At 58.7% G+C, this 24,626-nt stretch carries 25 protein-coding genes; 4 read left to right on the top strand and 21 right to left on the bottom strand.

Going from position 1 to position 24,626, the window contains the following annotated elements; genetic code table 11:
• Window positions 1-256: 256 nt before the first annotated feature.
• The 17 genes from ACIOMR_RS00125 to ACIOMR_RS00045 form a co-directional block, all read right to left on the bottom strand.
• Window positions 257-2,347 carry a YjbH domain-containing protein gene (locus tag ACIOMR_RS00125; protein ID WP_401191529.1) on the bottom strand — a complete coding sequence of 697 codons (2,091 nt, stop codon included), beginning with the start codon at window positions 2,345-2,347 and terminating at the stop codon, window positions 257-259.
• A complete protein-coding gene (locus ACIOMR_RS00120) occupies window positions 2,344-3,111 on the bottom strand; it encodes a capsule biosynthesis GfcC family protein (RefSeq protein WP_401191526.1) in 768 nt (255 codons plus the stop codon). The genes ACIOMR_RS00125 and ACIOMR_RS00120 overlap by 4 nt, the downstream gene beginning before the upstream one ends.
• On the bottom strand, window positions 3,108-3,767 hold the full coding sequence (locus tag ACIOMR_RS00115) for a YjbF family lipoprotein (RefSeq protein WP_401191523.1): 660 nt from the start codon (window positions 3,765-3,767) through the stop codon (window positions 3,108-3,110). Before ACIOMR_RS00115 ends, ACIOMR_RS00120 begins: the two co-directional genes overlap by 4 nt.
• Window positions 3,768-3,781: 14 nt before the next feature.
• On the bottom strand, window positions 3,782-4,894 hold the full coding sequence (locus ACIOMR_RS00110; protein WP_143495494.1) for a polysaccharide export protein: 1,113 nt from the start codon (window positions 4,892-4,894) through the stop codon (window positions 3,782-3,784).
• A gap of 85 nt (window positions 4,895-4,979) precedes the next feature.
• Window positions 4,980-5,264: a hypothetical protein gene (locus tag ACIOMR_RS00105; protein ID WP_003211359.1), complete on the bottom strand. Its 285-nt coding sequence runs from the start codon at window positions 5,262-5,264 to the stop codon at window positions 4,980-4,982.
• 179 nt (window positions 5,265-5,443) lie between these two features.
• Complete coding sequence (locus tag ACIOMR_RS00100) at window positions 5,444-6,787, bottom strand: UDP-glucose/GDP-mannose dehydrogenase family protein (RefSeq protein WP_003211357.1); 1,344 nt, start codon at window positions 6,785-6,787, stop codon at window positions 5,444-5,446.
• 12 nt (window positions 6,788-6,799) lie between these two features.
• Entirely contained in the window at window positions 6,800-8,227 is a 1,428-nt protein-coding gene (locus ACIOMR_RS00095; RefSeq protein WP_401191519.1) for a mannose-1-phosphate guanylyltransferase/mannose-6-phosphate isomerase, read from the bottom strand.
• Window positions 8,228-8,281: 54 nt separating this feature from the next.
• Window positions 8,282-8,758 carry a glycosyltransferase gene (locus ACIOMR_RS00090; RefSeq protein ID WP_401191517.1) on the bottom strand — a complete coding sequence of 159 codons (477 nt, stop codon included), beginning with the start codon at window positions 8,756-8,758 and terminating at the stop codon, window positions 8,282-8,284.
• Window positions 8,759-9,214 (bottom strand): hypothetical protein, encoded by a 456-nt coding sequence (locus tag ACIOMR_RS00085; RefSeq protein ID WP_023658755.1) that lies wholly within the window; start codon window positions 9,212-9,214, stop codon window positions 8,759-8,761. It abuts the gene before it with no gap.
• A gap of 35 nt (window positions 9,215-9,249) precedes the next feature.
• Window positions 9,250-10,212 carry a glycosyltransferase family 1 protein gene (locus ACIOMR_RS00080; RefSeq protein WP_178965616.1) on the bottom strand — a complete coding sequence of 321 codons (963 nt, stop codon included), beginning with the start codon at window positions 10,210-10,212 and terminating at the stop codon, window positions 9,250-9,252.
• A gap of 54 nt (window positions 10,213-10,266) precedes the next feature.
• A complete protein-coding gene (locus ACIOMR_RS00075; protein WP_401191514.1) occupies window positions 10,267-10,809 on the bottom strand; it encodes an acyltransferase in 543 nt (180 codons plus the stop codon).
• On the bottom strand, window positions 10,810-11,655 hold the full coding sequence (locus ACIOMR_RS00070) for a polysaccharide lyase (protein ID WP_401191511.1): 846 nt from the start codon (window positions 11,653-11,655) through the stop codon (window positions 10,810-10,812).
• An 18-nt stretch (window positions 11,656-11,673) separates the two neighbouring features.
• Window positions 11,674-12,825: a polysaccharide pyruvyl transferase family protein gene (locus tag ACIOMR_RS00065; RefSeq protein ID WP_401191508.1), complete on the bottom strand. Its 1,152-nt coding sequence runs from the start codon at window positions 12,823-12,825 to the stop codon at window positions 11,674-11,676.
• Window positions 12,822-14,282, bottom strand: coding sequence for an oligosaccharide flippase family protein (locus ACIOMR_RS00060; protein WP_177049724.1), 1,461 nt, complete (start codon window positions 14,280-14,282; stop codon window positions 12,822-12,824). The genes ACIOMR_RS00065 and ACIOMR_RS00060 overlap by 4 nt, the downstream gene beginning before the upstream one ends.
• Window positions 14,279-15,550, bottom strand: a complete 1,272-nt coding sequence (locus ACIOMR_RS00055) for a DUF6369 family protein (protein ID WP_401191505.1) — start codon at window positions 15,548-15,550, stop codon at window positions 14,279-14,281. The genes ACIOMR_RS00060 and ACIOMR_RS00055 overlap by 4 nt, the downstream gene beginning before the upstream one ends.
• 105 nt (window positions 15,551-15,655) lie before the next feature.
• Window positions 15,656-17,884: a polysaccharide biosynthesis tyrosine autokinase gene (locus ACIOMR_RS00050; protein WP_401191502.1), complete on the bottom strand. Its 2,229-nt coding sequence runs from the start codon at window positions 17,882-17,884 to the stop codon at window positions 15,656-15,658.
• 45 nt (window positions 17,885-17,929) lie between these two features.
• The gene (locus ACIOMR_RS00045; protein WP_032899408.1) at window positions 17,930-18,370 is read right to left on the bottom strand and encodes a low molecular weight protein-tyrosine-phosphatase; all 441 of its coding nucleotides are present in this window, start codon (window positions 18,368-18,370) and stop codon (window positions 17,930-17,932) included.
• A 232-nt stretch (window positions 18,371-18,602) separates the two neighbouring features.
• Here ACIOMR_RS00045 and rfaH point away from each other — a divergent pair, with 232 nt between their 5' ends.
• The 3 genes from rfaH to ACIOMR_RS00030 all read left to right on the top strand — a co-directional run bounded on the left by rfaH (window position 18,603) and on the right by ACIOMR_RS00030 (window position 19,885).
• A complete protein-coding gene (rfaH, locus tag ACIOMR_RS00040) occupies window positions 18,603-19,112 on the top strand; it encodes a transcription/translation regulatory transformer protein RfaH (RefSeq protein ID WP_003211330.1) in 510 nt (169 codons plus the stop codon).
• 120 nt (window positions 19,113-19,232) lie between these two features.
• The gene (locus ACIOMR_RS00035) at window positions 19,233-19,541 is read left to right on the top strand and encodes a hypothetical protein (RefSeq protein WP_023658750.1); all 309 of its coding nucleotides are present in this window, start codon (window positions 19,233-19,235) and stop codon (window positions 19,539-19,541) included.
• The gene (locus tag ACIOMR_RS00030) at window positions 19,538-19,885 is read left to right on the top strand and encodes a hypothetical protein (protein WP_087694217.1); all 348 of its coding nucleotides are present in this window, start codon (window positions 19,538-19,540) and stop codon (window positions 19,883-19,885) included. The genes ACIOMR_RS00035 and ACIOMR_RS00030 overlap by 4 nt, the downstream gene beginning before the upstream one ends.
• On the opposite strand, the gene ACIOMR_RS00025 is transcribed toward ACIOMR_RS00030, so the two are convergent.
• The 4 genes from ACIOMR_RS00025 to ACIOMR_RS00010 all read right to left on the bottom strand — a co-directional run bounded on the left by ACIOMR_RS00025 (window position 19,837) and on the right by ACIOMR_RS00010 (window position 23,144).
• Window positions 19,837-20,460, bottom strand: coding sequence for a hypothetical protein (locus tag ACIOMR_RS00025; RefSeq protein WP_087694216.1), 624 nt, complete (start codon window positions 20,458-20,460; stop codon window positions 19,837-19,839). The two genes, ACIOMR_RS00030 and ACIOMR_RS00025, sit on opposite strands and share 49 nt — an antisense overlap.
• 69 nt (window positions 20,461-20,529) lie before the next feature.
• Window positions 20,530-21,519, bottom strand: coding sequence for an ABC transporter substrate-binding protein (locus tag ACIOMR_RS00020; protein ID WP_401191497.1), 990 nt, complete (start codon window positions 21,517-21,519; stop codon window positions 20,530-20,532).
• Window positions 21,512-22,279, bottom strand: a complete 768-nt coding sequence (locus tag ACIOMR_RS00015; RefSeq protein WP_008435484.1) for an ABC transporter ATP-binding protein — start codon at window positions 22,277-22,279, stop codon at window positions 21,512-21,514. Before ACIOMR_RS00015 ends, ACIOMR_RS00020 begins: the two co-directional genes overlap by 8 nt.
• 1 nt (window position 22,280) lies before the next feature.
• Window positions 22,281-23,144, bottom strand: a complete 864-nt coding sequence (locus tag ACIOMR_RS00010) for an ABC transporter permease (protein ID WP_003211316.1) — start codon at window positions 23,142-23,144, stop codon at window positions 22,281-22,283.
• Between the two features lie 250 nt (window positions 23,145-23,394).
• Here ACIOMR_RS00010 and ACIOMR_RS00005 point away from each other — a divergent pair, with 250 nt between their 5' ends.
• The gene (locus tag ACIOMR_RS00005; RefSeq protein WP_177049730.1) at window positions 23,395-24,483 is read left to right on the top strand and encodes an LLM class flavin-dependent oxidoreductase; all 1,089 of its coding nucleotides are present in this window, start codon (window positions 23,395-23,397) and stop codon (window positions 24,481-24,483) included.
• The last annotated feature ends 143 nt before the right edge of the window (window positions 24,484-24,626 follow it).

Raw genomic sequence — 24,626 nt, 5'->3', positions numbered from 1 at the left:
CCTTCCCCGTGCCGCTGCATCGGCGGCGCGGGGCACCAGGCGCGCTTTGCGCCCTCCCCGCCACCACTCCCCGCAAGGCGCAACGATAGCGCCCACAGCAACGCCCGGCCCGGGCCATTCGCATAGTCATCAAAGAGGAAAGTCAGGCAAGTGTTGCGCGCCGGCATTGCACCTGGCGCTGTAGCGTTCGGCTTGGCGACTGCCCGGCGCATTCAACGCCGGGCAGTCGACAACCTGGTCGGCAGATGCCGCACCGTCACTCAGTGATCTTCTCGAAGTTGTTGTAGAACAACTCGCTGTCACGCCCGTCGGTCATGGTCTGCAGCGAATAGCCGCGGTTCAGGCGTGCGCCGCCGTCACGGGTCAGTGGCGCCCATACGACGTTGGCCCGACGCATCGTCGAGGTGCTCATCAATTCGTCGAAGGGGACGGAAATATAGATACCCTTGTCGAAGCTGCCTTCGCCATATTCTTCCTTCGAGGCGGTGGTCAGCGTCACCCAGCCACCAAACTTCACGCCGTTCTTGAACTGGCGCGAGATGTCGACGGTGGTGCCCCAGTCCCGCGCCAGGTAACGCCCCACACTGACGGCGGCCAGGGTGTCATAGGGCAGCTCGGTATAGCTGGTGACATGGCCGGTGATGGTCTGGTAATCCCGCAGGCCGAAGCCCTGGTTGAAATCACGCTGGCGCACGAAGTTCAGGTCTGCGCCCACTGACCAGTGCTTGCCCGCCGGCCGGAACAACACCTCGCCGCCCACCCCGGCGTACATGGACTCCAGGTAGCCGCCGTAGACCATGCCATACAGGTCGCGGTCCAGGCGCTGCGCATGGTTGACCTGGAAGTTCGGCATCGTCACATCGGACGTGGTCATGTATTGGCGCAGGTCGGTGCGTACTCGCGGCAACCCGCTGGGTGCGTCGTAGGTGAACTTGTCGTAGTTGTTCAGCAGGTTGGCGCTGAGCAAGCCGCTCCACCAGGTATTGCGGGTAAAACGGTACTCCGCGTCGGCGTCGGCAGTGAACTGATAAAGCAAGCCGTCGGGGCCACCGATGTTCTGTTTGTAACCCAGGCCAAGGCCATAGTTGAACGGCTCGGATTGTCTGCTGTAGAGCGTGGTTTCCCGATGGGCAATCGCCGGATTGACCTCGGTATTACGGTGCAGGTCCGTCAACGGTTGCTGGTTGTTCACCACGGCCCGGAAGGTGTCACGGGGCACGCTGGTTTCTTCGATGGGCATGTCATAGCGCTTGTTCACCAGGGTGAACCAGTCGATATCCTGATTGGCGCTGTTGTCGAGAATCCGGCTGGCGCGTCCCACGGCCTTGGCTGAATAGAAGTAGCGTTGCTGCTCGCCATACACCATCAATTCCGAGCCGCGCCGGGCAATGCGCTCCACCTTGTAGCCGGCATTCTGCTGCAGTCTGTCGGCGACGTTGGCCCAGTTGACCTGGTCGGCCGGGGTGGTGGGCATGCGCGCCGGCAACGGTTCGGCGGGCGGGTCATAGGTCTTGACCGGTGCCTTGCGGCTGACAAAGTTGGTGTGCAGGGTGATGCCGAACATCGCGGTATTCCCGCGTTCCCAGGCCGCACTCAGGTCGACGCTGTCAGCCAGCTTATAGACCACGCCAATGTTTACCGGCGAGTCCTGCTTGATCGGGTTGTCCAACGGCTCGTGCTTGTAGTCATTGCCCTCGTATTCGAGTTTCAGGCTCAGGGGTTCCCAGGGCGTTTGATAGGCGATCCCGCCGAACAACGAAGGGCGGCCCCTGAAATAGGCGTTGGAGTTCACGTCCCCTGCCCTGGCGACGACCGCAGTGCTCTTGGGCCGGTCGTTGAACTTGCTGCCGAACACCGACAGCGGGTTGCCGAAGTCGCCTCGGTTTCCCAGGTAGCCCCAGGCGATGCCGAGGCTGAAATCCAGGTTGCCGTGGCGCTTGTTGGCGACAAAATATTCGCTGGAAAACAGCCCGGTACCGCCGATGTCCCGGGCACCGAAAGCCACCTGCGGTGCCCACCGGCTTTCCTCCCAGAGCCGCGCCTTGAAGTCGATGGCCTTGTCCTTGAAGCTCTGGCTTCCGCTCAACGCCTCGGCGCCGTACCTGCGGTTACTGATGGCGGTATAACGAAACGAACCCTCCAGCCAATCAAACGGTTGCAGGGAAAAACTGTAGCGCGAGTAGGGATCGGTGCGGTTGGCGTTGGCGCTCAACTCTCCCGCCGGGGCCATGCGTGCGGTGGGGGTCTGTAGCAGGCCCACGCCGCCGAAATCATTTTGGGTGTAACGGGGGTCACCGTGAGCCAACCCGCAAGGCAACAGCAGTACAGCCGCAAAACGTAAATTCAAGGGTTCACCTCAGCCAACGGTTGAGTGGCGAAAAACTCGGCCAGTTGTTGGTTGAGATCAGGGGTCGGCGTCTCAAGGTCGTCGCTGCGGATCGGCACCAGGATCCTGCTGCCGGGGGCCGCCACCACGCCGTCCTCGCGATTCCACGCCGCCACGCCCACGCGCCGTACCTGGCCGTCGGGCTGGATCAGCCACAGATCATCGCGCTCGGCGTCATCGAGGACCGTGCAGTCGCCAACATAATCCCGCACCTCGCGCATGGCCCGGTACGGCACATCACAGGACTGCGCGACCGCGCCGAGCACGTGCACGGTGGACGGCCTCACGGGGTAGACCAGCCGGTCCCCGTCATCCAGCAATGCGTTGCGCGCGAACCCCGTCTCCACGGCGATCGGGTCCAGCACTTGCACCTGGCGGCCGGTGACCGGCAACTGTTCGACCTGTCGATACAAACGCGCACTCAAGTCCGCCCGGGAGCCACGGTCATCCAGCAAGGCCCCTCGTTGCAGCAGTTTCAGATCGAACAAAACCCCTGCCTTCAAGCGTTCCTGCGTGCTCACCAACGACTGGTGCAGCCATGCGGCGCCCAACCAGTAGCTTTCTGCATTGGGTTGGGCCACACGAATAACGTCCAGCAAACGCGCCCCCGGCTTGACCTCGAAGGCGCCGGGGCTGCCCACATCGCCACTGACTGTAACGGCTGCCTGGCCAGTGCCGGGGCCGATCAGCAACAGGCCCAGCCATAAAAGCTTCGAACACTTCATCGGGCTGCCTCCCGGTCGGGACGCAACTGCAAGATTTTCAGGGCCAACCGGGGCGTCAAATGCTGCTCGCTGCGCCAGATGAAACCATCCTGCGGGTCGACCCAATAATGGTTGGTGGCGCGGAAATTCAAGGTGGGAGCGTCCACCTGCTCGTCGATGCGCAGCAAGGCGTAATCCTTGTCCAGAATGCGGAGGGTCTCGATACCGTGGCTGCTGAAACGGCTGTTGACCGCGATACCGATTCGGTTGCCGTCGTAGAGGTCGATCCAGCGTGTGCCGGTGTAGCCGTCGGGCAGATGCTGGAGGCCGCGCCTGAACGGCGATTCGCCACTGAAACGCGTGCCATCCAGGGAAACACCCAGCCCGACAGTGCGTACCACCAGGCCGTCACGCATCATCACCACTTGCTTGCCGGAAGCGACCCAGAACTGCAGGTCGCCCCGGCGCCGGGCCATGGCCATCACGCCCTCGCTGACGGCGGTGGTGACCAGGATCTGCGGGTATGGCACCACGTCGACCTGGGCGCGGGTCACGTTGATCGGGGCCGGGCCCGTCACAGAAGTTTCGAGGGTGTACCACGACGCCCTCATCAACGGGTTACACCCGCACAACAAGAGCGCCATCGACAGGCAGGCGCTGGTAGGCAACATTTTCACCACGGGATAACGCCTTATCTGCTGTTGACTTCGCTGAGGTCATTGGCCGATCGGGCACCAATTCCAATGGCACTGGCGGTCGGCAGCAACTGGCTGATCAGGCGGTTCCAGCGCGTCACGCCGGCCGGCCCGACGTACACGATGTCCTGGGGTTGCAAGTCGAACCGGGTAGCCAGCACCAGCGCGGACGGTGACTGGGCATCGAGCTGGAACACCTTGGCCGGTTCGGCTTCCAGGTTGTCCACGCCGCGAATCACATAGACCGCATTGCCATTGGAAGTGGTCTGGTTCAAGCCGCCTACGGTACCCAGGGCATCGGTCAGGTTGATCGACTTGCCCTTGAAGCTCAGGGCCCGGGGCTGATTGACTTCGCCCATCAGGTAGACACGTTTCTGGTCGTTATAGGGCAGGTACAACCGGTCGCCGCCCTTGAGGTAGATGCCCTGCAGTTGCGAGCCCTGGCGATTGAGGCTGTCCAGGTCAAGCGTGTACTCACGGCCGTCGCGCGTCAGGGTCAGGCTCGAGAGGTCGGCATTCGTGGGGTCGACACCGGCAGCGCCAATGGCCTCGACGGCGCTCAATGGCGTGGTGGTGATCGGCTGTTGCCCGGCCTTGATCACCGCCCCGGTCACCACCACTGTCTGGCTGGCAAACCGCAGGACGCTGACGTCGACCTGTGGGCTTTCAATAAATTGCGACAAGCGCCCGGCGATAAAGGCCCGCAGCTCTTCGATGGTCTTGCCGGCCACCGGGACGTTGCCGATATACGGATAAAACAACGTGCCATCGGGGCGAACCAGGCGCCCGTTGGCGTCGATCTGCTGTTGCGGCCCGGACGGTGCCGTCAACTCGGGATGGTCCCAAACCGTGATGAACAACAGGTCATTGGCACCGACGCGATAGCCACCGGGCACATAAGACAACAGTTCTGCCGGCACCGATTCACGAACATGCGTGGCGGCATCCATGGCAATCAATTTGGGGGTGATGGGAATCAACTCTACCCGAGTACTTTCGGAAGAACCCTCACTGGACATTTGACTGGTGTCCATATGTTGACCAGGCGAAAACATGCAGCCGTGCAAGCTGAAACTTGCCAGCAAAAGAACAGGTAACCTACGAATCATAATGGCACTACGCTAGTCGAGGGCGAGTCTAAAAAAGATCACCCAGAAGTTCCGGGTGATCTTGAACAACACACATTGCGGGTTATTAGTTGGTACCGGTGGTACCGCCTGTACCGGTGGTGCCGCCGGTGCCGGAAGTACCGCCATTGGAACTGCCGCCCGAGTTGGAAGCCGCCGCCGCAGCGCCGACTACCGCGGTACCGACCCCGACGGTTTCACCGAGCGTCACGCCGCCCACGAGCGGGGTGCTCAACGACAGGGGCTCGCTCGCGCCGGCCGCATCGCTCAAGGCCTCGCTCGCGACTTCACCTGCCGCCAATGCCGCAGTACTGCTAAAGGCCAGCACGCCGGCCAACAGTATTTTCCTCATATCAGACTCCTTCTCGATATTTACCCCTTATCAAATAATGCAATAAGGGCGTAGTGATGGAACGGAGATAAACAGGCTATGCAAACTGCGCAAAGATCCTGTTGGATCACGCACTTAACCTCCTCGAAATCATCTCACTTGTGGATAGCTCAAACCACCAATGTTAATAATCGTCAGGATTAAACAACGGGGCGTACCGATAACCCGCGACCAATACCGTAATACTCGAAACCATTGGCTTTCATACGCTGCGGATCAAATATATTGCGGCCGTCAAAGATCACCGGCGTGCTCAGTTTTTCTTTTATCAAGTCCAGGTCCGGGGCCTTGAACTCCCGCCATTCGGTCACGATCACCAGCGCATCGGCACCTTGCAACGCCGCTTCCTTGGTGCCCATCAGCAACAGGTCTTCGTTCATCCCGTAAATGCGCTGGGTCTCGGCCATCGCTTCGGGGTCGAATGCCTGGACCCTGGCACCCACGCTGCGCAGTTGTTCGATCAACACGCGGCTCGAGGCTTCGCGCATGTCATCCGTATTGGGCTTGAAGGCCAGGCCCCAGATGGCGAAGGTCTTGCCCTCCAGCTGGCCGCCGAAGTGGTGGTGAATATGCCCGAACAGGTGCTGCTTCTGGCGCTTGTTGACTTCCTCGACGGCAGACAACAGCGTTGCCTGATAGCCGATCGACGACGCGGTGCGCTCCAGCGCCTGCACATCTTTCGGGAAGCACGAGCCGCCATAACCGCAGCCTGGGTAGATAAAGTCGTAGCCGATCCGTGGATCGGAGCCAATGCCTTTACGAACCGCCTCAATGTCGGCGCCCAAGCGTTCGGCGAAATTGGCCATTTCATTCATGAAGGAAATCTTGGTGGCCAGCAGGCAGTTGGCCGCGTACTTGGTCAGCTCGGCACTCCTGATGTCCATCGTGATGATCTTTTCGTGGTTGCGGTTGAAGGGTTCATACAGCTCCCGCATGCGGTCCACGGCGTAACTGCTGTCGCTGCCGATGATGATCCGGTCGGGCCGGGTGCAGTCGGCGACCGCCGAACCTTCCTTGAGGAACTCGGGGTTCGAGATCACGTGGAACTCCACCTCAAGCCCCCTCGACGTCAACACCTCGGACACCTTTGCCCGGACCTTGTCCGCCGTCCCCACCGGCACCGTGGACTTGTTAACGATAATCTTCGGCTCGGTCATGTTGAGCGCAATGGTCGCGGCAACGGAGAGCACGTACTTGATGTCGGCGCTGCCATCGTCATCAGGCGGGGTGCCCACGGCGATGAACTGCACCTCTCCATGCCGCACGCCTTGCGCGGCGTCGGTGGTGAAGTGCAAGCGTCCGGCATCATGGTTCTTCTGGACGAGCGCACTCAGCCCGGGCTCAAAGATCGGAATAATGCCGGCCTTGAGGTTCTCGACTTTAGTCGCGTCCACGTCGACACAACACACCTCATGCCCCGCGTCGGCCAGCACCGCTGCCTGCACCAGACCCACATAGCCGATTCCAAATACAGTTACATTCATTTCAATCTTCCTTTAAACAAGCTCGAGGCGGCCATAGCGGTCTTCAAAGCGGATGATGTCGTCCTCGCCCAGGTACGAACCCGATTGGACTTCAATCAGCTCCAGCGGGATTCGCCCCGGATTTTCGAGGGAGTGCACAACGCCAATGGGGATGTAGGTGGACTGGTTCTCGGTCAGCAGCACTTGCTTGTCGGCGATTTGCACATTCGCGGTGCCGGACACCACGATCCAGTGCTCGGCCCGGTGGTGGTGCAGTTGCACCGACAGCTTGTGCCCCGGCTTCACCGTGATCCGCTTCACCTGGTACCGATAGCCCTGGTCCACCGAGTCATATTTGCCCCACGGCCGATAGACTTCGCGGTGGCTGGTGCTCTCGATCCGGTGCTTTTCAGTCAGCTGCGCGACTATTTTCTTGACGTCTTGCGCGTGATCCTTGGTGGTCACCAGGATCGCGTCGGCGGTCTCGACGACCACCACATCATTGATCCCTGCAACCGTGACCAGGCGGTGGCTGGCATGCACATAGCTGTTGGTGACGTCCTGCAGCAGCACGTCGCCCAGGGTGCAGTTCTGGTTCTGATCCTTGAGGCCCGCTTCCCACACTGAGTCCCAGGCACCCAGGTCGCTCCACGGCGAATCGAGGATGACCACCGACGCGATGTGGGTCTTTTCCATCACCGCGTAATCGATCGACACGTTGGGCGCGTTCACAAAATCCACCTGGCTGAGCCGGGTGAAATCCTGGTCATGGGCCGCGTTGGAGAGGGACAGTTCCGCGGCCACCATGATCTCCGGGCTCAGGCGCTCCAGCTCGGCCTTCATCACCGAGGCGCGGAACATGAACATGCCGCTGTTCCAGAAGTAGTTGCCTTGTTCCAGGTAGCCTTGCGCGGTCGCCAGGTCGGGCTTTTCCACGAAGGCATCGACATGCGCGGCGCCGTCCACCGCAGCCGCTTGAGTGCGGATATAGCCGTAGCCGGTCTCCGGCTTGGTGGGCACAACCCCGAAGGTGACGATCTTGCCTTTGTTGACTTCCACCTTGGCCAGCGTCAAGGCCGCATTAAAGGCTTGGGTATCGCCGATCACATGGTCCGCCGCCAGCACCAGCAGGATCGGATCGTCCCCATCCGCCAGCGCCGACAGGGTTGCTGCCGCAATCGCCGGGGCGGTGTTGCGGGCGGTCGGCTCAAGGAGGATTTTCTGCGGGATCACGTCCAGTGATCGACTTTGCTCGGCCACGATGAAACGGTGTTCTTCGTTGCACACAATGATCGGCGGGCTGACGGTCTCGCCCTCTATCGACAGGTTCTTGATGCGATCCAAGGTGGCTTGAAACAAACTCAAGTCACCGTGCAGCGCAATAAACTGCTTTGGTTTAAGCGCTCTTGAAAGCGGCCACAGGCGCGTGCCTGAACCGCCAGACAATATAACTGGGATCATAACGATTACTCGATGATTAAAGGCAATAAGAGCGGATTGACAAACAGCCGAAACTTAAGAAGTGAATGACTTCACATAACTGATCAAGCGGTCCCTTTCGGTAAAGTCCAGTGAACTTTCGGCACTGCTGTAGTTAAGCGCCGAATCAATCGCCGAAAAGAACGCATCTTTATCATGGGCGATAAACACAGAGGGAAGGTCTGAAAAGTTTTCGGCGGTGTCGTACTGGTGATTATTGATGTGTTCACCGCGTCGACTGTCGCGCGGGACAATAACAATCGGTTTACCCAGTTCAAGGGAGCGAATGATATTGCCCATGCCCGCATGGGAAACAATCACCTTTGACGCATTGAAGTTCTTGGAAAACAGCGGCTCGGCGATGGTCTTGTAAGCCGTAATGCGCCCCAGGTCATTTTCGTTAGTGCCCACCTGGGCAACAATCGGGACCTGCGGGTTTGCATGACTCCACTCATGCAAGTAGCCGAGCATTCTTTCAAAGGGTGCTTGAGTGCCAACGCTGCAAAATATCATTTATACAATCCTCCCTTTATATTGGGCCCGGCTGTTTTGCGACAGCGTGGGCCACTGGGTCAGCAACTCATCGACAAAATACACAGCGATCCTGCCGGACAACGAGAGCTTCTTGGGATTGGCAATGCTGTCGATCCACAGGGTCTTTTTGCCCATCAGTTTTCCCGCGACCAGCCCCAGCAACCCCGGTGCCGCCCCGGTGGAGATCACGTACCTGGCCTTGCTGCGGTAAACGATCGCAAAGATCTGGCAAAAGCCCTTGATGATCTTCAACGGTTCACTGCGATTAAAGTCCGGGACTTGCGCGAAGGCATGGGTTGGATACTGCGAGCCAATGCTGATATCAACGGTGGCGATGGTAACTTTTTGACCGTCGAAGGCAGGCAGCAACTTGCTCATTTGTACCCAGTGCCCACCTCCAGAACAAATCAATAAAACATCACTTGATTGACTCATGACGGTTCCCTTCCTGTCAGGTGTAATAGACATCATTAAATAGTGGCGGCAGTTCTTAACAGTTGGGCCTGGCCTTTCCAGCGGGTTATTCGCTTGGCTTTGAGCAAGGCCGATTTCTCTTTATAGGTTTCTTGATTGGCGATGAGCTGCGCGACGCCGGCCTTGATGGACAGCGGGTCCAGGGTGTCGACAAACACCGCCGCCTCGGAAAACAACGAGCGCAGTACCGTGGTATTCGAAAGCGCCATCGGCCTGCCGGCGCTGACCGCTTCGTTGGCCACGCTCAGTTGGACGTTGTCGCGGGTGGTCAGGCCGAGCACCACATTCGCGTGGCACAGCAGCTGTTCAAAGGTCGCCTTGCTGAGGAAGCCGGTCAGCTTGATGTTCTCGGGGAATGACGCCACGAGCTCCTCGGAGAGCTTGCCCTGATGCTTGCCGGTGATCAGGAAGTCGACACCGGGCATTTCGCGGGCGGCGTTGATCACGATCTCGATCGGTTCATCGATATCAAACGAGCACGGAAACAGTACATAGGGTGTCTCGCGCTCACTGGCGGGCGCCGCGTGAAAGTCACACGGCAAGTCTTCCAGGATAAAGATATTGGTGTCCTTGACGCCCAGGCCGGCCAACTCTTCTTTGACTTTAAAATTATGAACGACGACGGCATCGATTCTATTCAACAGCGCTACCGTGCCCGGAAAGCCTATCCATTGCTTGCGCAACAGGCTGTTGTGGGCATCGGCGATAATCTTCAGCCGGCGGTTGAATATAAACTTGTAGGCCAGTGCTATATGCAATACCGGGCTCGGCGGCAACTGCACCCACAGCACGTCAGGCGAACCGGCCAACAGGGTCTTCAGGGTTTTAAACGACTTGATCAAGTAATCCAGCGGCCGCGCGGATTTCTTCTTGAACTGGTTGGGCAGATGCAGAATGTCATACGCCCAGTATTGCTTCATGGTATCGGCGCGTCGTTGATAGCCAATCCATGCAATCATTAATGATTTCACGTCAGAGTCCTGCATAAATAAAGGTGGGGCCAGTGAGATTGCTTACACTGCAAACCAGATCGGAAAGTCGGCGTCGTATCGAATAGTGTTGTTTCTGAAGCGGATATGTTTGGCCGGATTGCCTCCCACGATCGAATACGCTGCAACGTTGCGCGTGACCACACTGCCCGGATAAACAACCGCGCCTGTTCCGATGGTGACGCCTGGCATCACCATCACATTGGGAAAGATCCAGGCATTGTCTTCAATCAACACCGGCTTCCCCACCAGGCAACTCATGGGGTCATCGATATCGTGGCCCAGCGTATAAACCCGGGTGTTATGGGAAATATTGACGTTGTCGCCGATGCGGATGCCCGCCCGATTATCCAGGTAGCAGTCGTAATTGACCGTGCAGTTTTTCCCGACCGAGAAGTTGCCGAAGGAGAAAAACACCACGTTGCGGTGGATCGTGGTCCGGGCGCCCACCCGGCATCCGGTTGCCCGGAGCAACGCGCGTCGCAGATTGAAAAACAACGCCAGGCTGAGCAGCGTATTGAACAGCGCAACAGCGGCCTTCTTGATGTTCAGTTTCAGGTTCTTCATCTACTCGCCCTGCCCTGGAGTATCCGTTACGCGCTGTGAACTCATCACAAAATTCCTGAAGCGGATATTGGTACTCACCGGCGTGGCGAAAGACGGGTTATTGCCACCGAAGAACGTCGAAAACAGCAAGCCGTCGATGGTGATCTCCGGCGTGTCTCTAAACGTCAGCCCGGTTTCCGAGTGCACCAGCTGGTTGTCGTACCAAATGGAAATCACACCGTCGGCCTGCCCCGGCGTATTCAACTTCACCAGTTGCTCCAACCTGTGCCATTGCCCCACCGTAAAGATCCAGGAACCCAACCCGACTGCCGTGCCCCAGGTTTTACTGGTGGGCAAATACGCGTAAATGGCGCCGACGCCCTTTTCTTTCCAGATGTAGCGCGTGGAAAAGCCGTCATGGCCGTTCGGTATCTTGCCGCCCGTATTGCCGGTGCCACCGTAGAGGCCCGGGAGCTTGCCGCCTTTTACAAAGTCGAAATTCCTGTCGAACTTCAACTCATAGGTCAGTACCAGGCATTCCCTGCCCGGTTGCGGCAGTGGGGATTTGAATTCAATGCCGCCGTAGGGCAACCCAAGGCGCACCATCGAACCCGGGTCATAGGAGCCGGCCGGAAAATGCACGGCAATGTCCTTGATCTTTTGGCTGTAGGCCTTGTTCGTCAGATTGGCCCTGCCCTTTATGCTGCTTTGCGCCTGGGGCCCGTCGGCCATCTGCGAAATGTCCGGCAGTGACGGGTAGATGTTCTTGATGCCTGGCTCGCAACGGTCGTTCAACTCAGATGCGCCGCTGGCAGCCACCTGCAGGGCGAACGCCACAATGAGTAGCGTCGAGGCTGTCTTTTTCACGTCGGTTGCCCCTCCACTTTATTTTTCATCGACCCATTTCAAAAAGTCGTCGACCGCTTTTTGCGCAAGGGAAGAACGCTGGGCGATCTCCTGCTTGAGGTGCTCGGCCATTTGCGCCTTGGATTGCCGGAATTCGCTGATGGTGGCCTTGATCACCTCAGGGTCTGGGGTGCTGACCAGCCGGGTGCCCTGCGGCAGCATTTCATGGACTTTTTTCAGCTTGTTTTCGATTTCAACCGCGATGGTGGGAAAGCCCAGGGAAGCCGGCAGCAGTACACCGTGTGCACGGGCGCTGATGATCACGTCGGACTCGACGATCAGTTTCGCCATGAAGGTTTCGGGCGTATCGCCCGCCGCGTCCCAGCACAACCATTCGAACCTGTGGTACTTGTCGATCAGGTGCTGGTCACGTTCCTTGTACAGCGAGACCAGGCGTACCTGCTCGCCACGCTTGGCGAGCTCATCCGCGGCCTGGACCATCGCCTTGATGAACTGTTGCCCGTTCGCGTCATGGGGCCAGTCGCGCAGGATGAAGGACAGGTACTTGCCCTTCTTGAGGCTGCCGACCTCCAGGTCTTTGCTGGAGATCCACAGGTCGGAAAGCAGGCTGGGGTCGGTGTACACCTCGACGTCGGACTTTCCGAAGGCCTTGCAATGCTGCTGGCTGGTACCGTCCCGCACGGAAATGTAGTCACAGCGATTGATCACGCTGACGGCGCGGGTCAGCAGCTTGCCGCCGCCATCGAAGGGGCCCAGGCCAATACAGAACGCTGCCAGGCGCCGGTGGAAATAGATCCTGTCGACACCACCGCGCAACCCGACATACAAACGCAGAAGCGTGGACTTCAGGTCGGTCTGCGCCTTGATGCTCTTGCACAGCTTCGCCACGATGCCTTTGTTGGCAGCCGCCTCTTTGGCCGGTGGGATAAACGAGAAGAACTGGCCCCCACCGCCCAACACCACCAGGTCAGCCTTGACCGGCTCCTTGATGTGCAGCCACTTGATACGCGGGTTGAAGTTCCTGGCGATCTGCGGATGATCGACACCCACCGCTATATCCGATTCCTTAAAGCGTTTTTTCAGAATATTGATCACGCATAGCATTAATACGTCATCACCCAAATTACCAGGACCGTATGCCCCCCGGATATATACTTTGCTGATATTCATGCTGGGCTTCCATTTTCCACGGGGTCATTAAACACGGCATTCAAGGCAAACGTTGTTGCGAGAATGTAGATAAATATCAGCGCCATGATCATCAATCGATACAGCACACTTTCGACATAGGCGCTTGATATGAAACTGATGAAAGGCAATGTCCACAAGATCAGGATCCTGGGAGATACGAGCAACTCCAGAGGCAATATCTTCTTGTAGACGAAATACGGCAGTCCCAGCAGGAAGTGAATAAACTGCGAGCCGATAAATGCCTTGGCAATCCCGATTGCACCTTCTTCCCGAAGCCACAGTGCTCCGGCAATGAATAACACTCCCCATAGAATGTTACTCATCACACTGAACCAGGCCAGGTTCATCACGATCATCTTTCTTGAAATACCGGACTTGAATGCACTGAGCAGCGAACCCAGGATTACCAGGACTAATGTCACTTCAAAATCCCGCCCCAGGAAACTGCTGCCATACAGTTTGGCCAGCAACTCGGGGAACATGATCACCGGCTGTATGATCACCAACACCACCAGCCAGCCCGACAGAAAGTTCAAGGCGTCCAACTTGCGGCTTTTACCGCCCAGCGCGGCGGCCAGCATCGGCACCAGCACAGAGCCCAACACCACGGAAACATGGGAAAAGATCGCGTTCCATTGCATCGCGGCGGCGTACATGCCCAATGCGGCAAGGCCGTTAGTTGTTTCCGCCAGCAACTTGTTGGCGAACCAGTTCATCGGGGCGACCATCAACCCCGTCAGCAATACCGGCAGGCCAACCGACAGCACTGCGTGCTTTTCAGTCATTGCACCTTTGAAACTCAGCGTGGTATTTCGGGCCTTCAATGTCTTCCAGCAGGCCAGTGCGCTGAAGAACACGATCAGCAATTGAGAACCGGCCAAGCCCAGCAGCGCACCATTGAGTCGGAACTGCAGGGTCAGAAAGTACGTCGCCGGAATCGCGACAATCGCAATGATTCCGTTGATGGTCGCGATTGTCCGGTATTGGCCCCAACCGGTCAGGCAGCCCTGGGTCCATCCCGACAGGATAATCAACGTGATGGTGCTCAATACGATCAGCGATGCAGCGCTGAGGCTGTCTGCCCCCAGGATAACGCTGGAGAAAAAGTGCGGGAAAAACAGCGCTGTCCCGATGATCATCCCGCTGAACACAACCGAGAACAGCAGCGTCAGCGCGATGCCCCTGCCGGTCTTCTCGGGACAGATCTCCTTGAACTGCCCGATATGCTTGGCCGTCGCCGTGGTGGTGGCTTGGGCGGCGACGTTGGCAAGCATCACAATCGCGCTCTGGATCAAGCCATACTCGCCAAACGATTGCGCACCCAATACCCGGGCAACCAGGATGCCGGTGATGACCACCGACACTTTGGTGGCCACGGCAGAAACGAAACTCCATGCCGTACTGGACACGAACTTTTTCAACAGTGTGCTGTTCATCCGGCATTCACCTGCAAGGGTGTGGTTATCAGCGGCTGGCCAGGCTTGAGGATCTTTTTGCGTTGCCTGGCGGTGTGTTCGGAACAGACCCGCAGCACAATCGCGCCATACGCGATACCGATGGCGTACGGCTGATAAGGCGTGGCCGAGACAACGAACATCACCCCCAGAAAGATAGCGATCGAAACCGCCACCCGGCTGTTCATGTGCTGGGTAATCGAGGTAATGAACACGTACAACAAGTACACGCCGATCAGCCCGTACTTAACGAAGTAGGTTAGGTAGGCACTGTCGATATTCGAGTTCTTGTCATCGAGGCCACGGTACTCGAACCAGGGAATCTCGAACGGCGTGCCCGCGCCCAGTCCCACAAAGTAATGCAGCGGGTTCATGCCGCGGATCAACTCCAGCGCCGGGCTGAAGCGCGTGGCCAATTGGGCGGCCATGCCTTCGGACGACAAACCATCATTGATTCGATCAGCCCCGATCATATTGCTGATGCCAATGAACGCCATCAGCACCACCGCCCCGGCCAGGGCAACGCCTATCATGCGGGCCGGCCGGGTGTATTGGTGGATGATGATCGCCGCAAACACCGAGACAAAGATGAAGCGAGAGTTGGCAATGAACAAACAGATGAATGAAGTGGCCAGGCAAATGCTTGCGAGCTTTTTCCTGTGTTCGAACAGCCGTGGGTCTATGAAGTAATAAATCAGATAGGCCACGGCGGCGTACGTACCGCCGTCCAGGTAGCGGTAGGCGTTTTCTTCATAGTAGACGTCTTGAAACTTGTACAAGCCCAAGCGTAACCAGGCAATGTCCAGCACATTGAAGGCGGTCATCGCGATCAATAGCAGGAGCACTGTCTGCAACTTCAGCGTTTTTGCGGCAAGGGTCGCGATGTTCGAGAGCACGATAAATGACAGGATCATTATAAAAGGCCGAACATCTTTCAACAGGTACTTGTTCGAGGACTCCAGCAGGCCGCAGGCGAGTAACACCACATACAGCCCGCACCCAAAAAGCAGGCCGCCCGGCACCGTCAATTGTTTCTTCTGTGTAGCCACCTGCCGGATCAGCAGTGCGCCCAGCCCGCCCACGATATAAAAGTCAAAGAAGTAGATACCCTTGAGCGAGATTATTTCGCTGTAGGAGTTACCCGTGGGAATAACAGCCAGCATTATCCCGAACACTACGATTGAGTATTTTGGATTTTTCGCCGCGAGCAAACCCGTTGACAGCGCGATAAGGGATAACAGGTAAAACATGGCTGGGTATTCTTTATGCTGATTTGAATTTGGCACGCTACCGCCCCAGGATTTTTCGTTCACTTCCTGAAAACGTGACCTCTATCCTGCAATTACAGTGGTGAATCAGCTCCGATCAGCCTGGTATTCGTACTGGTAATACCCGTAGTTGCCGTAGCCATATTTGGCCGACGCTTTCTTTTCAACGCCGTTGAAGATCGCGCCCCTGAGCACGATGCCGTTCTGGGCAAATCGGCGCATGGTGTGCTCGATCTCTTTTGCCGGGTTCAAGCCATAGCGGGTGACGATCAGGTTGGTCCCCGATTGCCGTCCCACGATGGCTGCGTCGGTCACGGCCAAGAGCGGTGGCGTATCCAGAATCACCAGGTCATACCGTTCGCTGACCTGCGCCAACAGCTCGGTCAGGTTGCGGTGCATCAGCAGCTCGGAAGGATTCGGCGGTATTTGCCCGCGGCTGATGATGTCGAGGTTTTCAATGCCGGTTTTGTGGAGGGCGGATTCAAGGGTGCATTGATTGGAGAGGATGTCGGAAAGCCCATCCTTGGCCGGCACACCCAGCACTTTGTGCAGGTAGCCCCGTCGCATATCCACGTCAATCAACAACACGCGCTGCCCGGTTTGCGCGATGACCGCCGCCAGGTTCACCGAGACAAAGGTTTTACCCACCTCGGGGCTGGGGCCGGAAATCATGATCCGGTTATTCGGCGCCTCGAGCATCGCGAAGTGCAAACTGGTGCGCAAACTGCGCAAGGCCTCCACTGCCAGGTCCGTGGGGTGACTGATGGCCAGCAATGAAGAACCGGCATCGGCACGCCCACGCCCGCGGGTGATTTTGTCTTCTTCGACCTTTTGCAGCGTGCTGTACGGAATCGACGCGTACACCGGCAAGCCCAGTTGCTCGATGGCTTCGGGGCTTTCCAGGCCACGGTTCAGCGCCTTGCGCAGCAGCACCAGCGTCACCGCCAGGAAGCCGCCCAGCAGCGTCGCGATTAGCACGATGAGGATCTTTTTCGGCTTGATCGGCTTGAAGAAATTGACGTCTGCGGTGTCGATCAGGCGCACGTTGCCCACGGTGCCCGCGCGCATCACATCGAGTTCCTGGGACTTGTTGAGCAACTGGGTGTAAATGGCCGTGCCGACCTCGACATCCCGGGTGAGGCTCAGCAGTTCCTGCTGGGTGGAAGGCAGGCTCTCGACCCGGCTCGCCAGGCTCTGCTGCTTGCTGGTCAGCTCGCCGATCTGGGTCAGCAATGCGCGATACGCGGGATGCTGGCGGGTGAACTTGCGGTCCATCTCGGCCTGTTGCAGCTTCAGCTCGGAGATGCTGGTATCGAGGCCCACGATCTGGTCGAGAATCGCCTTGGTTTCCAGGGTGATGTCCACCGACTTGCTGCGGGTCTGGTATTCATTCAAGGCCTTCCCGGCTTTTTCCAGGTCCTTCTTGACCTCCGGCAGTTGCTCCTTGAGAAACGCCAGGCTTTGCGCCGCCTCAGCCGAGGTGCGCTCCACGTTCTGCCGCACGTAGATCGCCGCGATCTGATTGAGGATTTTGATCGCCTGGTCCGGCTCGGTGCTTTCCAGCGCCAGGCCGATCATGCCCGACTCCTTCCCTCGCTCGACCACATCCAGGTTCTCCTGATAGTCGAGGATGCTGGTCAGTCGCGCATTGCGGATCACCCGGAAACGCGTGCCGGGCTTGGCGCGCAGTTCTTCAATCTGGAATGCCACGCCATTTTGCTCGAACGGCTGCCCGGCCTCGCCGGCCGCCAGCACCTGGTCATCTTCATCCACCAGGGTGTAGTGCGCGTTTTCACCCACGGTCAGGGTCAGCTTCTTGCCCAATTGCCCGTCGGGCAGGTCCAGCTTGAAGATCTTCAGCGACTCGCCGCCCCAGGCGAAGCTGTCCAGGCCCAGCAGCGGCTCGGCGATTGCACCGGGGTTGGCCTTCTGGAAGCGGCGCGCCAGGAACTCACCCACCACCGGGAAGTACATCGGCTGTACGACGATATCGAGTTTCAGGTTGTCGACGGTTTTGCCAATCACGTAGCGGGACTGGATCAGCTCGATCTCGGTGGCCGACGGCGACTCCTTGCCCAGCATCCCGCCGATGTCCGAGAAGCCCAGCAAGTCGTTCTTTTTCGCTTCGACCTGCAGCAGGGCATTCGCCTGGTAGACCGGGGTTGCCAGCACCGCATAGGCGGCGCCAGTGACCATAAAGGCACCGGTCACCGCAGCGATCAGCCATTTATGGTCGATCAGTGTTCCAAACAGACCGAGGAGATCAATCTCCCCGTTATCGTCTTCCTGTACGGTGACTGCTGGCGTTTGCTGCATAAGTCGGATTCTTAGCCTTTATTTCGATTCAAAAAGTAGTGGCGATCAGCGTGCAAGACGCTGCGCCCATGCGTTTACAGCTTCTTCGATCAACGCATAAGCGTGCACAAACGCGGCCTTGCCTTGACGGTACGGGTCGCTGATCTCTCGCTCGTTTTGCCATTTGCCCAGCAGCAAGACCTTGCCTCGTGCCTCGGGCGCCATGCTGAGCACGGCATTGATGTGCTGTCGTTCCATGACCAGGATCAGGTCGGCTTCACTGATCGCCTGTGGCGCCAACTGGGTGGCCTGGTGCTTGTCGGCCGGATGACCGTGGGCTTCGAGTACCGCACGGGCGGTGGTTTCAATCGGCTTGCCGACCAACGCGGCAATACCTGCAGAACTGATCTTGATATCGGAGCACGGGAGTGCGCCACGCAAAAGACTTTCCGCGGTGGGACTACGGCAAATATTGCCAATACAGACAATCAACACTCTTTTAAACAAGGCACTATCCCCGGGCCATCCATTACCCCATGAAGCAACCTCTTCAACTTCATTACTTCACGGCAGTATTTATTAACACGTAACCCTTACTTCCCCCAAAATTATCTCCGGACGAAAAATAACAACCACCGCCTTCAAACCGACAATTTATAACATTCATTACTTCGTCACTCCCATCGGTTTTAAATTACAGCCTTGTCACGTATCGCCCTATATAGGAAGAGGAACGCCCATGAGCGCAAATGCCAACAAAGCCTGGTACCTGGTCCAGTGCAAATCCCGGCAGGACGAGCGCGCCGAGGAGCACCTCCAGCGCCAGGGCTATACCTGCTTCCGGTCTACCTATAAACGCGAACGGCTGTTGAAGGGCCAGCGCAGGACCACCCGTGAATCGTTGTTTCCCGGCTATCTGTTTATTCAAATGAGCCAGCAGGACAGCTGGAGCTCACTGCGCTCGACCCGCGGTGTGTCGCGGGTCGTGGCATTCGGCGCGCACCCGTTGCCCATCAGCGACACGCTGGTGGACGAACTCCAGGAGCGCGACCACCAGGCCGTGGTGAGCGCCCTGTTGCAGCCCGGCGAAAGCGTGCGCATCAATGAAGGGCCGTTTGCCGAACTTGAAGCGGTCTTCCTGGCCATGGACGGTGAGGAACGTGTGGTGTTGCTGATGAACTTCCTGCAACGGGAACAACGCATCAACTTGCCATTGGCAGAAATCAGCCGAGTGCAAAGAAGTGACTGATAGCGGCGCTGAACAGACAAGAAATAACATTCAACTTAATAACAGACTAAAAATAACATCCGCTTACTTTTTCACCTCTTGAGAATAAAGTAATACGTGAATTAACAGCGAGGGACGGCCATGAAAAGTTCAAAGCTATTGGTAGAGCGTATCGGCCTGTTTCCTTCTTCGGGAAACATTCACGTCAAGGTTAATAGTTCAACCACCGTTGTAGAACGCATGCAGGTGTTATACGCCGGCCATTCCCTGGACAGTGACGAATCCTGTACCGGGCTTTCAATGGTGTTTGCCGACTGGCGCTTCAAGTTGCAGGTGAGCAATCCCCTGTCCATCTGCCTGTGCGTGGAGAGCCGCGGCGACAGCCACCTGATGCAAATGAAGACGGCCGAACTATTGGCGAATATTTCCTGCACCGAGGAGCGGCCATGAGCATTTATGAGGATCTGAAACGGGCCTACGCCTTGAAAAGGCTGACGAACACGTTTGAAGGTTTCGTGGGCCTGGCACCGCACGAACAACTGCCGGCGGAGCAATATGCGCGCAACACCCGGATCATGTCTCACTGGCTGGATCAGTTGCGCGGCATCTCACCGCAGGACATAACCGACACGCTGTTCAAGCAGATGAAGCGTTCGCAGCGCCGTGGCGATGCCCGGCGCTTCAATTGCCAGACGGTGCTGCTGGAGCTGCTGGTGGAAAGTAACCTGGCCCTGGACCTGGCCACTTACTCGGCGTTCAACTGCATGGAAGAGGCCCGCCAGGAAGGCTCCTGATGGGCCTGGTCGGCACCTGATACGGCCACTGCCACATGGTTGAGCAGCTTCTCGGCGTTGTACTTGGGTGCCATCGCACTTAACAACAGGATCACCATTCCCCCCCCGATCAACGATGGGGAAACCCGCACTTCAACCACCTCAAGGCGCCATAGAAACGCCAGTGCCGCCATGCCGCCCAAAAAGCCACCGGCCAGTGCTTCGTTGAGTGGGTGAATATAGGGTGCCACGCAATAGGCACTGAACCAGCCGGCGATCAACATCCCGGCGATAGCTGCGGGCCAGCGCCACTCGGGGTTGACCCGGCGCGCCACCAGGCTCATCGCCACGGGCACCATCAACGACGTATTCATGGCGTGACCGCTGAGCACCGCAATATCCAGCTGCTGGAGCGCCACGCCCCAGCCCTTGAACAGCAACTTGCTGAACGCCACGATGGAATAGGTGCAGGCGATGGTCATCAGCCACCACTTGACCGCCTGGGGCCGGGAATACCAGAGCCAGACGGCGATCACCACTGCGGCCGGAATCATGACGGTGATACCGCCATATTGCGCCAGTTCTTCCCGTATCAAGTGCTGTTCCCTACCCGCAAGTTTTTCCCGGACCCATGAGACCTCAGGTCCGGGCAAAACACAACGACTTCAGGGCGCGCCAGCCAGCGATTGCGGCGAAAACACCTCGGTATCCGTCAGTTTCTCTACCTCTACCCGGTGCGGGAAAATCTTCTTTTCCACAAACAAATCATCCACCTGCTGCAACGCCTGCACATCCCGCTCCTCTACCGGCAGCAGCGACTCATCACCCCATGTGCGCAGCAACTGTGAAACCTTGAGCGGGATATCGTTGACCGTGGCAAACACCCGTGCGTATTCCTCGGGGTTCTGCTGCGCCCATTCAAAAGCCTTGGCGAACCGCTGCAAAACGTCACGCAACGCCTGGCGCTTGAGCGGGTCGGTGAGCACTTCATCGGACGCGGTAATAAACGTCAGGCCGGTATTGATGCCCTCCCCGCTGATCAGCACCCGCGCGCCCTGCTGTTCGGCGAACGCCTGGTACACCCCGAAGGTCGCCCAGGCTTCGATCTTGCCGGCGTTGAACGCAGGTAATGCATCGGTGGGCAGCACGAAGCCGACGTTGACGTCCTTTTCATCCACGCCGGCATTCGCCAGGGCGCGGATCAGCAGGTACTGGGAAATGCTCCCACGGGCCGACGACACCACCACATTGCGTCCTTTCAGATCGGCCACGCTGTGGATCGGTGAATCGGGCGGCACCAGGATCGCAATGCTGCGCGCCTGACTGCGGCGCACCGCAACGATACGCAGCGGCGTGCCTCCGGTGGCAGCCGCCAGCACCGGTGTATCCCCGGCCGGGCCGAGGTCCACGGCGCCGGCGCGCAAGGCCTCGAACAGCGGCGCGGCGCCCTGGAAGTTGGCCCACTGGACCTTGTAGTCGATGCCATCCAGGGCGTGGGCGGCCTCCACCACCGTACGCAAGCCCTTGGCCTGGTCACCGAGGATCAAGGTCACACCCGACAGATCCGATGCAGACTTCGGCGCTTCAGCGGCTTTGTCGCAGCCGCCCATCAGCAGTGCAGCCGCCAACAGGCAAAGGGTTCTGAATTCAACCATGGGCAAACCGCCTGACGCTGGCGTTCGCAGGCTGGGCGGCCGGGGCGTCCACTTCAACCCCCAACAGGCTCAGCAAGCGCGCGCGAATCGCCTGGAAACCGTCCTGGCCGGTATCCCGTGCACGGGGCAGGTCGATGCGCAGTTGCTCGGCAATCTTGCCCTCCGCCAGCACGATCACGCGGTCGGCCAGCAGGATCGCTTCGTCGACGTCGTGGGTCACCAGCAACACGGCCGGCGTGTGTTTGCGCCAGAGCTCGATGATCAGGCGATGCATCTTGATGCGGGTCAGCGCATCCAGCGCGGCGAACGGTTCGTCGAGCAACAGCAGCTTGGGCTCGCGCACCAGGCCGCGGGCCAATGCCACGCGCTGGGCCTCGCCGCCGGAGAGGGTCGCCGGGTACGCCTCCAGCCGATGGGCCAGCCCGACTTCCGTCAACGCCTGCACCGCACGGGCCTTGGCGTCGGGAACCCGCAGGCCGAGAATCACGTTTTTCCAGGCGCGCTTCCACGGCATCAGGCGCGGCTCCTGGAACACCGCCGCCCGGGCCTTGGGCACGCGCAACTGGCCGCTGTCGATGCTGTCCAGGCCCGCGAGGCTGCGCAGCAAGGTGGTCTTGCCGGAACCGCTGGCGCCCAGCAACGCAACGAACTCCCCCGGGGCGATATCCAGGTCCAGGCCGTCGATGACCCGCTGCTGGCCGAACTGGCGCACCACATTGCGCAACTGCACCGGTGCTGTTGAAGCTTCGAGAATCGACATGTCAGTTCCTCACAAACGATGGGCGCCAGGCCAGGGCAAAACGTTCCAGGGTGCGGATCAAGCCGTCGATCAGCAGGCCCAGCACGCTATAGATCAACAGGCAGATCACGATCACGTCGGTGCGCATGAAGTCCCGCGCATCACTGGCCAGGTAGCCGATACCGGCGGTGGTGTTGATTTGCTCGACAAACACCAGGGCCAGCCAGGAGATGCCCAGGGAATAGCGCAGGCCGACAAAAAACGAAGGCAACGAGCCCGGCAGGATCACGTGCCAGATCAGCTCGCGACGGTTGAGGCCGAGGGTGTTGGCGGCCTCGATCAGTTTGGGGTCGATGTTGCGGATGCCGGCGAACAGGTTGAGGTACACCGGAAAGGTGGTGCCGGTAACGATAAGTGCGATCTTGGTGAACTCGCCGATGCCAAACCAGAGGATGAACAACGGCACCAGTGCCAGGGAAGGAATGGTGCGCAGCATCTGCATCGGTGAGTCGAGGATTACCTCGCCGCGCTTCGACAGGCCGGTGATCAACGCGGCCACCACCCCGATACTCACGCCGATGCTCAAGCCTAGCAGCGCCCGTTGCAGGGACACCAGCAGGTGCTTGCCCAGCTCTCCGGAGACGATCATTGCCCACAGGGTGCCGCCAATCTGAGACGGCGCGGCGATGATCCGTGCCGGGATCAAGCCCAGCTCGGAGGCCAGTTCCCACAGCAACAGCAACACAATCGGGCTGACCAGCCGCAGCAACACATCGGGGGTGCGCCAGTTGCGCAGCCAGCGCGGAATCAAGCGGGACGCAACGCCGGCTTGACCCTCGGCCTTGTCGACGGAAAACGAACTGGCGTTAAGGGACTTTTCAGTCATCGGGCTTCCTTCCTCATCAAGAACACGGCCAGGAGCGCCGCTGCGGTTTCATGCTATTCGCATAAAAAACCTCAGTGAAATTCTATTTGGGAATAACCTAATGCGATTAAAATGCGCATTACTGATAAAAATCTAAAACTATGATTCTGTATTTTTATAATTAGGATAGAACCAATCGGCATTTTACAGGCTCGGGTACGGCCTCTATTTTCGATAGCAGCTTTATTCCTGCCCTCAACAAGGACTGACCATGAGCATCGAATTTATCGGCTATATCGGCGGCCACCACGCCTCCGAGATCCACCCTCGCAGCGGCCCGACCTTGCAGCCCGACTACGTGGAGACCGTGGCCCGCGCCCACGAAGAGGCCGGCTTCGACCGCGCGCTGGTGGCCTTCCATTCCAACAGCCCGGACAGTACGTTGATCGCTGCCCATGCGGCCAGCGTGACGAAAAAGCTGCAGTTCCTGATTGCCCACCGGCCCGGCTTCGTCCAACCCACCCTCGCTGCGCGGCAGTTCGCCACGCTGGATGTGTTCAACGGCGGGCGCACCGCGGTGCACATCATCACCGGCGGCGACGACCGTGAACTGCGGGCCGATGGCAGTCATATCGACAAGGATGAGCGTTATGCGCGCACCGACGAGTACTTGAGCGTGGTGCGGCAGGAATGGACCAGTGAAAAGCCCTTCGACCATCACGGCACTTACTACCGGTACGAGGGTGCGTTTTCGACGGTGAAGTCGCCGCAGCAGCCGCATATACCGTTGTATTTTGGCGGGTCTTCAGCGGCGGCCATTGCGGTGGCGGGCAAGCATGCGGATGTGTATGCGCTGTGGGGTGAGACCTACGAGCAGGTGAAGGAAGTGGTCACCCAGGTGCGGGCTGAGGCGGCCAGGCATGGGCGTACGGTTCGCTTCAGTTTGTCGTTGCGGCCGATTCTGGCAGAGACTGAAGCGCTGGCTTGGGAGCGTGCGGACAGCATTCTGGAGCAGGCGACGGCGCTGGCGCAGAAGAATGGGTTTGTGAGGCGTGAACCGCCGAATGAGGGGTCGCGGCGGCTGTTGGCGGCGGCGGCCCAGGGGTCGCGGTTGGATAAGCGGTTGTGGACCGGGATTGCGGGGTTGCTGGGGGCCCAGGGTAACTCTACATCGCTGGTGGGTACGGCCGATCAAGTGGCCGAGGCGTTGCTGGATTATTACGACCTGGGTATCACGACGTTTTTGATTCGTGGGTTTGATCCGCTGAATGATGCTATTGATTACGGGAAGAGGCTGATTCCGCTGACTCGGCAGTTGGTGGCTGAGCGGGAGCGCCAGGCGGCTGGAAAAGTGGCCTGAGGGAGGGGGACCGAGTACATATCCGTTTCTTCGGTAACGGCGGCTTATGGTTCCGCTCTTACAGCGGGTCACTTTTGGCAAACGCCCGGAATGCCGGCCCAGCCAAAAGTAACCAAAAGGTCTTTGCCCCACCACTCGGTGCC

Source organism: Pseudomonas sp. NPDC087814, from assembly GCF_044742865.1.
In the GTDB taxonomy this organism is placed as follows: Bacteria; Pseudomonadota; Gammaproteobacteria; order Pseudomonadales; family Pseudomonadaceae; genus Aquipseudomonas.
This window is presented reverse-complemented; position numbering and strand designations above follow the sequence as displayed.